At 70.7% G+C, this 13,019-nt stretch carries 9 protein-coding genes and 1 pseudogene; 5 read left to right on the top strand and 5 right to left on the bottom strand.

Annotation, left to right across the window (positions count from 1 at the left end):
• Positions 1 to 44 precede the first annotated feature (44 nt).
• Positions 45 to 4,463: a DNA topoisomerase 3 gene (locus ACN28I_RS25455; RefSeq protein ID WP_420944536.1), complete on the top strand. Its 4,419-nt coding sequence runs from the start codon at positions 45 to 47 to the stop codon at positions 4,461 to 4,463.
• Between the two features lie 157 nt (positions 4,464 to 4,620).
• Positions 4,621 to 5,196 carry a DUF2378 family protein gene (locus tag ACN28I_RS25450; protein ID WP_420944535.1) on the top strand — a complete coding sequence of 192 codons (576 nt, stop codon included), beginning with the start codon at positions 4,621 to 4,623 and terminating at the stop codon, positions 5,194 to 5,196.
• Positions 5,197 to 5,208: 12 nt separating this feature from the next.
• Here the strand turns inward: ACN28I_RS25450 and ACN28I_RS25445 are convergent.
• Positions 5,209 to 6,667, bottom strand: a pseudogene (locus tag ACN28I_RS25445) (phospholipase D-like domain-containing protein).
• A gap of 135 nt (positions 6,668 to 6,802) precedes the next feature.
• Here ACN28I_RS25445 and ACN28I_RS25440 point away from each other — a divergent pair.
• From ACN28I_RS25440 to ACN28I_RS25430, 3 genes are all read left to right on the top strand, one after another.
• A complete protein-coding gene (locus tag ACN28I_RS25440; protein WP_420944534.1) occupies positions 6,803 to 7,882 on the top strand; it encodes a Rieske 2Fe-2S domain-containing protein in 1,080 nt (359 codons plus the stop codon).
• A 330-nt stretch (positions 7,883 to 8,212) separates the two neighbouring features.
• The gene (locus ACN28I_RS25435) at positions 8,213 to 9,013 is read left to right on the top strand and encodes a M57 family metalloprotease (RefSeq protein WP_420944533.1); all 801 of its coding nucleotides are present in this window, start codon (positions 8,213 to 8,215) and stop codon (positions 9,011 to 9,013) included.
• Positions 9,014 to 9,451: 438 nt separating this feature from the next.
• Positions 9,452 to 10,252, top strand: a complete 801-nt coding sequence (locus ACN28I_RS25430) for a M57 family metalloprotease (RefSeq protein ID WP_420944532.1) — start codon at positions 9,452 to 9,454, stop codon at positions 10,250 to 10,252.
• 79 nt (positions 10,253 to 10,331) lie between these two features.
• Here ACN28I_RS25430 and ACN28I_RS25425 read toward each other — a convergent pair whose 3' ends face one another.
• The 4 genes from ACN28I_RS25425 to ACN28I_RS25410 form a co-directional block, all read right to left on the bottom strand.
• Positions 10,332 to 10,583 carry a DUF5335 family protein gene (locus ACN28I_RS25425; protein ID WP_420944531.1) on the bottom strand — a complete coding sequence of 84 codons (252 nt, stop codon included), beginning with the start codon at positions 10,581 to 10,583 and terminating at the stop codon, positions 10,332 to 10,334.
• Between the two features lie 149 nt (positions 10,584 to 10,732).
• Complete coding sequence (locus ACN28I_RS25420) at positions 10,733 to 11,176, bottom strand: hypothetical protein (RefSeq protein ID WP_420944530.1); 444 nt, start codon at positions 11,174 to 11,176, stop codon at positions 10,733 to 10,735.
• A 217-nt stretch (positions 11,177 to 11,393) separates the two neighbouring features.
• On the bottom strand, positions 11,394 to 11,939 hold the full coding sequence (locus ACN28I_RS25415) for a peptidase M23 (RefSeq protein WP_420944529.1): 546 nt from the start codon (positions 11,937 to 11,939) through the stop codon (positions 11,394 to 11,396).
• Between the two features lie 62 nt (positions 11,940 to 12,001).
• A complete protein-coding gene (locus ACN28I_RS25410; RefSeq protein WP_420944528.1) occupies positions 12,002 to 12,994 on the bottom strand; it encodes a HEAT repeat domain-containing protein in 993 nt (330 codons plus the stop codon).
• Between the last annotated feature and the right edge of the window lie 25 nt (positions 12,995 to 13,019).

Here is a 13,019-nt window from a genome sequence, read left to right as displayed (position 1 = left end):
GGGGACGGCGGGGTATGGAGGTAGGTAGGATGCGATGAGGTGGGATGATCATGGGTGACGGAGGAAGGGGCGTGCTGGCCGTGGTGGCGGAGAAGCCGTCCATGGCGCGCGACATCGCTCGGGCGCTGGGCGCTCGCGAGCAGGGCGAGGGGTGTTTCCGCGGCAACGGCTACGTGGTGACGTGGGCGATTGGCCACCTGGTGGGCCTGGCCCAGCCGCACGAGATGAAGCCCGAGTGGAAGCGCTGGCAGCGCGAGTTGCTGCCCATGCTGCCCGGGGACTGGCCGCTGGTGGTGGAGGAGAAGACGGCCAGCCAGTTCAAGGTGGTGCGCCGGGTGATGAACGCGCCCGAGGTGGACACCGTGGTGTGCGCCACGGACGCCGGGCGGGAGGGCGAGCTCATCTTCCGCTACATCTACGAGGCCGCCGGGTGCCGCAAGCCGGTGAAGCGGCTGTGGGTGTCGTCGCTGACGGAAGGGGCCATCCTGGACGGCTTCCGCGCGCTGAAGCCGGGGCGCGAGTACGAGCCGCTGGCGGACGCGGCGAAGGGGCGCAGCCGGGCGGACTGGCTGGTGGGGATGAACCTGTCGCGCCTGTACACGCTGGCGTGCGGGGACACGTTCTCGGTGGGGCGGGTGCAGACGCCCACGCTGGCGATGCTGGTGGAGCGCGAGCTGGCCATCCGCGACTTCGTCCCCCAGGACTACCTGGAGATTGTAGGCAGCTTCGGCCCGGTGGGCCCCGAGGGGCCGCAGGGGAGCTACCAGGGCACCTGGTTCCGTCCCGCGGAGCCGGGCAAGGAGAAGGAGTGGGACGCGCGCGAGGCCCGGCGCCTGTCCGCGGACGGCGAGGAGGCCGGACGCATCGTCGAGCGCGTGAAGGGCGGCCGCGCGGCCGTGGAGTCCGTCACCGCCGAGACGAAGCGGATGGCGGCGCCGCTGCTCTACGATTTGACGGAACTGCAGCGCCACGCCAACCGGCTGTATGGCTACAGCGCCCAGCGCACCCTGGAGCTGGCGCAGGCGCTGTACGAGAAGCACAAGCTGCTGAGCTACCCACGTACCTCCAGCCGGCACCTGTCCAAGCAGATCGCTGACACGCTGCCGGAGGTGGTGCGCGCCATTCGTAAGCCCTGGGAGGCGCAGCTCGCGCCCGGCACGGGGCAGCGCCCGTTGGGGAAGCGCTTCGTGGACGACGGGAAGGTGACGGACCACCACGCCATCATCCCGACGACGACGTCGCCGGAGAGCGCGAGGCTGGCGCAGGACGAGCGGAACATCTACGAGCTCGTCTGCCGGCGGCTGCTGGCGGCGTGGCACGAGGATTTCGTCTGGTCGGTGACGACGGTGATTACGGCCGTCACCTCGCCGGAGGTGGTGGACCGCTTCCACAGCGCGGGCACGATGGTGGTGCGCGAGGGCTGGAAGGTGCTGGACGTGGGGGGAGGGAAGAAGGCCCCGAAGCCACGCGAGGCGGGGAAGAAGGGGAGCGAGGCGGAGGCGGAGGAGCCGGAGGACGAGCAGGAGCTGCCGCCGGGGCTGGCGAAGGGGCAGGCGCGGTCGGTGAAGGACGTGAAGCCGGTGACGAAGCGGACGAGGCCGCCGCCGCGGCTGACGGACGCGAGCCTGCTGACGGCGATGGAGACGGCGGGGCGGACGCTGGACGACAAGGAGCTGGCGGACGCGATGCGGGAGTCGGGGCTGGGGACCCCGGCCACGCGCGCGGCGATCATCGAGACGCTGCTGGATCGCGGCTACCTGGTGCGGCGGGGCAAGTCGTTCGAGGCGACGGAGAAGGGAATCGGGCTCATCCGGGTGGTGCATCCGGACGTGAAGAGCCCGGCGATGACGGGGCAGTGGGAAGCGTGGCTGCAGCGCATCGAGCAGGGCAGCGGGGACCTGGAGTCGTTCCTGCGAGGAATCGAGGCGTACGTCATCGAGGTGGTGGGCAAGGTCCCCTCGAACCTCCCGATGCCGCTGGTGGCGGCGAGGCCCAGAACACCCACTGCCCCAAGAGAGCCAACGACCCCTCTCCCCCCGGGAGAGGGACGGGGTGAGGGTGCCACGGCCCCCAGGTTGCCCCCGCGTGAATCCCCTCTCCCTCTGGGAGCGGGTCAGGGTGAGGGTCTACCGCGGCCCGCGCGCAACCATCTCGCCACCGAGCCCAGGAACACCGCGCGCCCCAAGCTCACCCTCGTCTCCCAGGCCCCGAGCGGCCGGCCCGAGCGCACGCCGCGCCAGCCCACGCGCCCGTCGGAGCTTCGAGGATTGCTGAAGGAGGTCTTCGGCTTCACGGACTTCCGGCCGTACCAGGAGGCGGTGTGCCGGGCGGCGACGGAGGGCAAGGATCTGTTGCTGGTGATGCCGACGGGAGCGGGCAAGTCGCTCTGCTACCAACTCCCGGGCCTCGCACGCGCGGGAACGACCCTGGTCATCAGCCCGCTCATCGCGCTCATGGAGGACCAGGTGGCGCGGCTGCAGTCCCTCGGACTGGCGGCGGAGCGAATCCACTCGGGGCGGGACAGGGCGACGTCGCGGCAGGTGTGCGCGGACTATCTCGAAGGGCGGCTGGACTTCCTCTTCATCGCGCCCGAGCGGCTCGGGGTGCCGGGCTTCGTGGAGCTGCTGGCCCGGCGCACGCCGGCGCTGGTGGCGGTGGACGAGGCGCACTGCATCTCCCAGTGGGGGCACGATTTCCGTCCGGACTACCGGCTGTTGGGGGCGCGGCTGCCGATGCTGCGTCCCGCGCCCGTCGTCGCGCTCACCGCGACGGCGACGCCGGACGTGCAGCGTGACATCGTCCAGCAACTGGGCCTGGAGGGAGGGGCGAACGCCCCCGCGCGCACCTTCATCCACGGCTTCCGGCGCACCAACATCGCCATCGAGGTGCGCGAGCTCAACCCGAGCCAGCGCTCCGACGCCATCCGCGAGCTGCTCGCCGAGCCCTCGCACCGCCCGGCCATCGTCTACGCGTCCACGCGCAAGCACGCGGAGCGGTACACGGACGAGCTCGGTGCGGACTTCCATACGGGCACCTACCACGCGGGCATGAGCGCCTCGGAGCGGGACGAGGTGCAGACGGCGTTCCTCGGGGGCCGGCTGGACGTCATCGTGGCGACGACGGCCTTCGGCATGGGCATCGACAAGGCGGACGTGCGCACGGTGGTGCACGCGGCGCTGCCGGCGAGCCTGGAGGGCTACTACCAGGAGCTGGGCCGCGCGGGCCGCGACGGAAAACCCTCGCGCGCGGTGTTGCTGCACTCCTTCATCGACCGGCGCACGCACGAGTTCTTCCACGAGCGTGATTACCCCGAGCCCTCCGTCCTGGAGCGCATCTACCGCGCGGCCCGCGAGGAGCCGGAGCCCAAGGAGTCGCTGGCGGCCCGGGCGCGCGTGGCGGTGGACACCTTCGACAAGGCGCTCGAGCAGCTCTGGATTCACGGCGGCGTGGAGGTGAGCCCGGACGAGTCCGTGCGCCGCGGCAAGCCGGGCTGGGCGGCCTCGTACGCGGCGCAGCGCGAGCACAAGCACTCGCAGCTCGAGCACATGGCCCGCTACGCCGAGTCACACGGGTGCCGGATGAAGCACCTGGTGGACCACTTCGGCGACCTGCAGGACACGGGCGCCGCCTGCGGCCTCTGTGACGTCTGCGCGCCCGACACCTGCGCCACCCTGCGCTTCGGCGAGCCCACCGCCACCGAGCTGCACGCGCTCGGGCGCATCCTCGAGGCGCTCCACGAGCGCGATGGCCAGGCCACCGGCCGGCTCCACCGCGAGCTGTTCGGCGAGGCGCTGCCCCGCCGCGATTTCGAGCGGCTCCTCGGAGGCCTCGTGCGCGCCGGGCTCACCCGCCTGTCCGAGGACACCTTCGAGAAGGACGGCCAGAGCATCACCTTCCAGCGCGTGACGCTCACGCCCGAGGGCCGGCGCACCCACGAGCCCGCCCCCGGACAGGTGCAGCTCCCGAGGCCTCCGGACGAGGCCCCCGCGCGCAAGCGCCGCGGCTCGCGCACCAAGGGCGCCGCGGCGTCAGGCGGCCGCAAGAAGGCCTCGCGCCGCAAGGAGTCCGCCTCCGGAGTCAGGAGGAAGCGCACGGCCCTGGCGCGGGCCGAGCCCGCCTACTACGAGTCCGAGGCGCGGGAGGAGACGCGGGCGGCTCCGGTGCCCCGGGGCCGGGAGGCCCTGGCGCGCGCCCTGGAGCGCTCGAGGCGCAGTGGGGAGACGCTCGGCGTGGGCACGCCCTCGCCCCAGCTCGTGGAGGCCCTCAAGGCCTGGCGGCTCACCGAGGCCCGCCGCCGGCGCGTTCCCGCCTTCCGCATCCTCACCGACAAGGTGCTCGGCGCCATCGCCACCGCGCGCCCCCGGGACGGCCTCGCGCTGCAGCGCATCCAGGGCGTCGGCCCCAAGCTGACCGAGCGCTATGGCGACGACATCCTCGCGCTCGTCGGCCGCATGTCATCCTGAGGCCTACAGCACCTCCCGGCGCTCCCCTTTCAAGAGGGGGAGTGGCGGAGGCGTTTTTCTCTATGAGAAAGTGAGCAGTGTCTTCCGACGAGGGCAGCGCTCCGCCGCCGGAGGCGCTTTCCTGGCAGGGCGCCGATGAGGTGCCGAAGGGAGGGTCATGCCGCCGGAGAAAGTGGTGTTCGCCACCGCCGTCGAGGCCCTGTTCGTCCGGGAGCTGGGGGCGAGCCTGACGAGCCTCGCCCGGAGACGGTTGCGCGAGGCGGGGTTGGACCTGGAGAAGCCGCTGCACGTCTCCTACCCGTTGGACGACTGGAAGACGTTCGTGCACACCGCCTCCGCGGCCCTCTACCCGAACCTGCCTCCCCTCGAGGCGCACTGGTGGATGGGCATCCACTTCCTGGAGGGCCACCTGCAGACCTTCACGGGGCGCGTGGTGGCGGAACTCGCCCCGGCGCTCGGCCCCCGGCGCATGCTGGAGCGCATCGGGCAGGACCTGCGCAGCGGCAACAACTTCAGCGAGGTGGTGCTGGTGGGGCACTCCCCGCGCCACTGCGAGCTGTGGATGAATGACGTGCTCGACGACGTGCCCTCCTTCGCGGCGGGTTTCATCCTCCGGGCCCAGCAGCTGGCCGGCGCGCGCAACGTGCACGTGGACGTGGCCTCCTACGATGGCACCGCCTGCACCTTCGACATCCGCTGGCGCGAGGCCCTTCCCCAGGCCGTCAACGGCTGAGGCCGCACGGGCCTACAGGTACGGCGACAGCAGCCGGGCCACGCCATCCCTCAGGCGGATGGGCAGCGGCCGGCCCTCGAGCTTCCCGCAGGGTGAGCAGCCGCGAGCGCGACAGCCGCTCCTCGATGAGGGCGTCCAGTTGCATGGCGAGCCGTGCGTCGTAGCACTCCACGTCGAACTCGAAGTTGAGCCGCAGCGAGCGGGGATCCCAATTGGCCGAGCCCACGAGCGACCACACCCCGTCCACCACCATCAGCTTGGTGTGGTCGAACGGCGGGGCGGTGAGGAAGACGCGGCTGTTGGGGCGCATCACCTGCCACAACTGGGCGATGGAGGCCCACTGCACCACCGGGAGGTTGAGCTTCTCGGGCAGCACCACGTCCACCCGCACGCCCCGCAGCGCCGCCACGTTCAGCGCGGTGACGAGCGCCGAGTCCGGCAGGAAGTAGGGCGTGACGATGCGCACCGTGCTGCGCGCACACGCCAGCGCTCCCAGCAGCGTCAGCCGCAGCGTCTCGAAGTCCTCGTCCGGGCCATCCGGAATCCCCCGCGCCATCACCGGCCCGGCGGGCTCCAGCGGCGGAAACCACGCCTCGCCGTCCAGGCGCTCCTTCGTGGTGAAGGCCCAGTCCTCGGCGAACGTCTCCTGGAGCTGCCCCACCACCGGCCCCTCCACGCGGAAGTGCAAATCCCTCGCATCGCCGTGGCCCGGCAGGAAGTGCTCGCGGATGTTCATCCCCCCGGTGAAGCCCACCTTCCCGTCCACCACCATCAGCTTGCGGTGGTTGCGCAGGTTCATGAAGGGCAGGCGCGCCGGTATCAGCAGCGTGGGCAGGAAGCGCGCCACCCGCACCCCGGCGCGGCGCAGGCGGCCGGTGATGGGCGGCCAGTCGTAGCGCACGCCCAGCGCGTCGATGAGCACGCGCACCTGCACCCCCCGCTCCACCGCCCGCCCGAGCGCCTCCACGAAGCGCCGGCCCGCCGCGTCGTTGTCGAAGATGTAGCTGCACAGCGAGATGGAGGTGCGCGCCGCGTCGATGGCCTCCAGCATGGCCGGGTAGGCACCGTCTCCCGCCTCCAGCGGCACCAGCTTGTTGCCCGGCAGCAGCGGCCGGTGGTGCACCACCTCGTCCACCAGGCGGGCCAGCGAGGCCAGGTGCGCGGCCGGGGGGACCTCCGCCATCAGTTGCTCGGGGGTGCAGGGGGCCACGCGCGGCTTCGGGAGGAACTGTCCGTGCTCCTGGCGCAGCGTCAGCGAGCGGGCCCGGCGGCGGATGCGGTTGATGCCCAGCATCAGGTACAGCACCACCCCCACCAGGGGCACCAGCCACACCAGTCCTACCCAGGCCACCGCCGCGCGCACGTCCCGCTTGCGCAGCACCGCGTGCCCGGTGGCCAGCAGATTGGCCACCACCGCGAACGCCGCCGCCACGTGGGGCCAGACCTCCAGGAGCAGCGTTTCCAGCGTCATCCTTCCTCCCCCGGTCCTCCGGCCGGGCGCGAGGGACAATATGTGCACGCTCCCGGCCCGGGGGCGGGCAGGGAAGGGGGCTCCGTCCAGCATCCTTCAATGTGACTCGGGAGGTGGGGCATATACTGCGCGGCCATGGAGCCCTCGCCCACCGCGCCCGCGCCCACCGCGCCCATGCCCGACGTCACCCGCTTCTTCCACCCCGTCCTCCCCGCCCGGAAGCTGAAGGACAAGCCGGTACGGGTGGAGCTCGCCGGCCGCGCCTATGCCCTCTTCCGCGACGCCCAGGGCCGCCCCGCCGCGCTCGCCGATGCCTGCCCCCACCGCATGGCCCCGCTGTCCGCCGGCCGCGTCACTCCCGAGGGCCAGCTCGAGTGCCCCTACCATGGCTGGCTCTTCGACGCCGACGGCCGCGGCCGCAGCCGCCACCAGCCGGACCTCAAGAAGTGCGACGCGCGCTCCTTCCAGGTCGTCGAGCGCTTCGACTACCTGTGGCTCGCCGCCCGCGACACGCCCCTGTCCGCCTTCCCCGACTTCGCTCCCCAGGGCTACGACTTCAACGGCTCCTTCTCCATGCTCTTCCGCGCGCCGCTGCATGTGGTGCTCGACAACTTCAGCGAGGACGAGCACACCCCCTTCGTCCACACCCGCCTCGGGTGGGACAGCGGGCAGACGGGTGACATCGAGTTCGAGGCCCACAACTTCGAGGACCGCACCGAGGTGCGCTACCGCGCGCCCCAGCGCCGCTCCCACATCCTGCCCATCCTGCTGCTGCGCAACGGCGACTTCTTCCACAACCACTGGGTGACGCGCTTCGACCCCGTGCGCACCGACTTCACCATCACCTGGACGAGCCCCACCGGCCAGCAGCGCCCCTTCACCAACCGCCCCATCATCTTCTTCGTGCCGGAGACGGCGGCCACCACGCGCCTGCACGTCTTCTCCTTCGGCCTGCTCCATGACGCGCGGCTGCTCCCGTTGATGCCGCTGGTGCGCCGCGCCTCGCTCGTCCTCTCCTGGTTCGAGGTCCGCGACGACGCCCGCTTCATCCCCCTGGTGGCCCACACCCCCTACAGCATGAAGGGCATGCGGCTGGGCAAGTACGACAAGCCCCTCATCCACCACCGCAAGCTGCTCGAGCGCATCTACTTCGCCCAGGGTGACGCCTCCGCCCCGCCCGCGCCCCTCAAGCTGCCCGGGGCCGCCAACGGCTGAGCGCCGCACCGCGGCAAGGCGGGGCCGCCCGCGTCCTGACTGGCCCCGGGACAGCCCTTGTCCGATTTCCGGACGTGTCATTCGTTTGCGCACAAACTATTGATATCCATAATGTTTGGGCATCAAGTGTAATGCTGCTTTCCAATCTTGCCGTCCCGGGTGGAGTGTTGATGCTCCAACCAAATCCGGGGGAATCCGGCCAAGTCCTGGAAATTACAAGAATCTGACTTCCTGGCACGGAGGGTGCTCAAGGGAGGGGCGCGGGTCGCGGCTGGTGCTCCAGGCGGCCACGTCAAACCCCCATGTCGTTCCCGAAAGAGGAAACCCCCCATGCGTAAGCTTTCCATGGCGCTGCTGGCTGGTGTGGCTCTCGTTGGTTGCGGTGGTCCCGAGGCCGCCGAGCAGGCCCCCCTGTCGTGGGAGGAGTTCAAGGCCTCCGCCATCCCGGACGAGGGCAACGTGTTCGTCGTCAACCAGGACGAGGCGGTCGAGGGCGAGCAGGGCCTGCGCGACTACTATGACAACTTCGTCGCCAACGGCGACATGGGCTCCTCCGAGGGCGGCCTGGCGGTGTACTACCTGAGCGGCCGGGACGTGAAGTACAGCAGCACCCAGGCGCGCAACCTCACCTACTGCGTGAGCAAGACGTCCTTCGGCACGCGCTACACCACCATCGTGAACGCGATGAACAGCGCGACCGCGGCCTGGGAGGCCACGGCCAACGTCAACTTCATCCACTCCAGCGGCTACGACTCCAACTGCACCGCGTCCCAGACGGGCGTCTTCTTCGACGTCCGAATGACGACCACCACCAGCTACCTGGCGCGCGCGTTCTTCCCCAACTCCAGCCGCTCGGGCCGCAACATCCTGGTGAGCACCAGCGCCTTCGGCAGCATCTCGCCCTGGACCCTCACCGGCATCATGCGCCACGAGCTGGGCCACGTGCTGGGCCTCCGCCACGAGCACACCCGCTCCACCGCCTCGGGCTGCTACGAGGACGCCAACTGGCGCGGCCTGACCACGTACGACCGCTACTCGGTCATGCACTACCCCCAGTGCAACGGCCTGCAGACGGGTGACCTGGTCCTCACCAGCTCCGACAAGACCGGCGCCCGCGCCCTGTACCCGTAGTCTTCCGGCCCCTGTGGGGCCTCGCAGGTGACGTCCGGGCCGGGGAGAAGCCCCCTCACGCTCCGTGAGGCGCTTTCCCCGGTCCGTTCAGTGTGGCCCCTCTCGCACCCGGAGAGTCTGTCCGGTACGGGAGGCGTGTGCCCGCTGTCCGATTCGGCAACATCGGTGTCCGATTCCAAGACGGTCAGAATGTTATTGAGCCAGTGTCCTGGAATCACTGGGGATTTCCGGTAGGCGTGTCAGGACTCTTTACGCGGAAGCCGGGTGGGCCTGGAGTGAAGGCGCTCCACGGCTATTCGCGTTATTTCGGCTAAGTCCTTGGTTTCCGGTGAGCCCGCTTGTTGGCACGGAGGGTGCTCAAGGGAGCAGCGCGGTCGCGGCTGGTGCTCCAGGCGGCCACGTCAAACCCCCACGTTGTCCCCGAAAGAGGAAACCCCCATGCGTAAGCTTTCCATGGCGCTGCTGGCTGGTGTGGCTCTCGTTGGTTGCGGTGGTCCCGAGGCCTCCGAGAAGGCCCCCATGTCGTGGGAGGAGTTCAGGGCCTCGGCCATCAACGACGAGGGCGACGTGTTCGTCGTCAACGGCGACGAGGCGGTCGAGGGCGAGCAGGGCCTGCGCGAGTACTATGACGCCTTCGTGGCCAACGGCGACGTGGGCTCCTCCGAGGGCAGCCTGGCGGTGTACTACCTGAGCGGCCGGGACGTGAAGTACAGCGCCACCCAGGCGCGCAACCTCACCTACTGCATCAGCTCCTCCTCCTTCGGCACGCGCTACAGCACCATGGTGAGCGCGATGAACAGCGCGGCCGCGGCCTGGGAGGCCACCGCCAACGTCAACTTCATCCACTCCAGCAGCTACGACTCGAGCTGCACCGCGTCCCAGACGGGCGTCTTCTTCGACGTGCGCATGGTGAGCGGCCAGTCCTACACGGCGCGCGCGTTCTTCCCGAACTCCAGCCGCTCGGCCCGCAACGTCCTGGTGGACAGCAGCGCCTTCGGCAACATGGGCGCCTGGACCCTCACGGGCGTGCTGCGCCACGAGCTGGGCCACGTGCTCGGCTTCCGCCACGAGCACACCCGCCTGTCCAGCACCGGCTGCTACGAGGACGCCAACTGGCGCGGCCTGACGAACTACGACTCGTACTCCGTCATGCACTACCCCCAGTGCCGGGGCTCGCAGACGGGCGACCTCGTCCTCACCAGCATGGACAAGACCGGCGCCCGCGCGCTGTACCCGTAAGCTGTCCGCTCGCTTGAGCTGAAAAGGCCGGGGATGCACGCCTCTACGTGGGGCGGGGCATCTCCGGCCTCTTCGTTTTTCACGCCGGCGCCGAGGCCTCCTCGAGCAGCTCGCGCGACTCGAAGTAGATGAGCGTCTTCACGTGGTCCGCGTCCTCGATGTCGAGGCACTCCAGCTCCCCGCTGTCGTTCTCCGCGGCCCAGACGTGCTCCGGGCGGAGGATGCGATGGGTGAGCTCCTCACCGGGATGGCCCACCGTCACCTCGATGGTGCCCGCGTCGCTGCCCTTCTCCTCGACGGAGATCTCCACCAGGGGCAGGTTCCACGCCACCGTCTGGTCTCCGAGCTTCCGGCCCCGCGGCCAGGATGCGGACCTGTTGGTCGCGCTCGATGGTGCTCAACAGCAGGAGGTAGTCGAACCACCCGTCGCGGGGAATCTCTCGCGTGTGATGCATGGCGCACCTCGCCTGGAGCCGCGGCTCACTGCCCCTGGGGCGCGGCGGCCCCCGGGAGGATTTCCACGGTGGTGGCCTCGTAGTGGCCCTCGTCCTCGTCATAGGAGGCGCGCACCTGCATGCCCTCGCGGAGCTGCGACCGGGCCGCCTGCTGGCCCTGGCGGACGAAGCGGGTGTCGTCCTCCAACTCGAGCGTCATCGTGGTGCCGCCCCGGTCGCGCACCGTGACGCTGCCGGCGGCCATCCCGGTCACCGTCCCTTGGATTTCCTGGTCCGCCGGGTTCGCGCCGCCGGTGATGTCGGGACGCCCCTCGGTGATGCTCTGCTCGTCGTTCGGGGACTCATCGCCCTGGATGCCGCTCACCACCGTCTGGTCGCTCTCGCTGCGCGCGTCCTGCACGCGCTCCTTGCAACCGGAGGCCAGTCCGAGCAGGGCCACCGCCGCCAGGCTCCACGTCCACTTGTGCATGGCCATTCGCTCCTCACCGTGTCCAAGGGTTCCACGCCAATGGCTCCAAGGTGGGCAGCCGGGGCGGGCGCGGCCACGGGGGCGCGGGCGGGGAGCGGAGGAGGCGCCTGTCCGGGAGGCAGGCGAACGGGCGGGCCTCGGGCCCTCGAGCGGAGGGCGGGCCGCGGCCCGGGGAGAACCACCCCGCCCGGTGAGGGGCGGGGAGGGGGGCTACGGATTACAGCGTGGGGTAGCCGACGATGTTGCCGCAGTAGGCGCTGGAGCCGCAGGTGGTGCCCTTGCTGGTGTACCAGGCGGACTTGCGGGTGCCGTACTGACGGTTGTCGGCGTGCACGTGCGCGCCGGTGGAGTTACCGGTGGAGCCGACCAGGCCCAGCGCGCAGCCGTCGCAGGTGCGCGAGTAGGAGTTGCCGCTGGCGTTGATGTGGAGCTGGCGGAAGTCCCAGCCGCTGGCGCCGGTGACGACGAAGTAGTTGCCCGCGCCGCCGTTGCACGACGTGCCGCCGCTGCAGTTGGCCGCACAGCCGCCGTAGTAGTGGTAGTAGCGGCTGCCGGCGATCATCGCGCGGTGGTTCCACTCGCTGCAGGTGCCGTTGCTCATGTCGAGCGCGGTGTGGCTGCTGCCCGAGCACGAGTAGTACGTCGTCGAGCCCACGCGGGCCGCGGTGTCGCAGATGGCTCCGTTGGCGGTGGCGGCGCTGGCCACGCCCGCGAAACCCGCGACGAGGGCCGCGGCGGCATACATCATGTTCTTCACGTTCATGCTGTCTCCTGGGGGTTGCACTGCGGGGGGTACTGCGGTGAGAGCGTTGGAGCGGGGCACCGCTACTTGCGGATCCGCTCCTTCTCCCGGAGCACCAGGGTCCACTCCTGGAGGCCCCGCTCGAGGGCGGTCTCCCAGGCGGCGATCTCCGGGTCGAGCGCGGGCGCCACCCCGCGCAAAGAGCTGAGCGTGGGCAGCGCGCTGCTCAGGCCGAGCCGGGCGATGCCCTGCAGCGCGGCCTTGCGCACCGCCGGGTCCTTCTCGTTGCGGTACAGCTCGACGAGGGAGCTGGTGGCTCCCGCGGACTCGGAGCCCGGCACGCCGCCCAGCGCGCTGGCCGAGGCCGCGCGCAGGGTGGGGTTCTCCGATTTGAGCTGGCCGGTGATCTTCCGCACCGTCTCGGAGCCCACCTGCTCCATGGACACCTCGCGCAGCAGCTTCGCCGCCATCTCCGGGTCCGTCGAGGCCAGCGCGGTGTTCACCGCCGTCTCGGACAGGGTGCGGTCATGGCCGGCGTAGACCGTGGCGTCCTCCTGCACGAGGTTGCCCACCACCGCCTCGCGCACCTCGGGCGAGGGGTCGCGGATGAGCCGCTCGTACGTCACCGCGTTGCCGTTCTTCGCCATCGCCTCCACCGAGCCGGTGCCGCGCAGCCCGCGCACCGCCGCCGCGCGCGCGGCCGGATCGGCGTCCTGCTCCGCCCGCTTCAGCAGGGGCTGCAGGACGGTGGTGTCATCGGTGAAGCCCGCGTGGGTGGCCAGGGCCGCGCCCAGTGCCTCCAGCACGGCCGGGTCCCTCTCCTGCTCCACCGCCGCGATCAGCTCGCCGGGAGGCATGGACCGGGCGGCCTCCTTGATGTGCTGCAGCAGGTACTTGCGGTAGGCGGGCGAGCCCGTCTTCAGCCCCGCGCGCAACTCGTCCAGCATGTTGCTGAAGGAGCACGTCACCCGCTGGATGGGGACGGCGTCCTGGGCGCCCGCGGTGGCGGGCAGCAGCCAGGCGGCGGCGGCGAGCAGCGCCACGCGCCAGGTGGAAGTGCGGTATCCGTGAGCCATGGGCGTCGTTCCTCGGGAGTTCGCG

The sequence above is a fragment of the Archangium gephyra genome (assembly GCF_049060025.1).
GTDB classification, from domain to species: Bacteria; Myxococcota; Myxococcia; order Myxococcales; family Myxococcaceae; genus Archangium; species Archangium gephyra_A.
The sequence above is the reverse complement of the archived record's forward strand: the minus strand, read 5'-3'. Positions and strand labels throughout refer to the sequence as shown.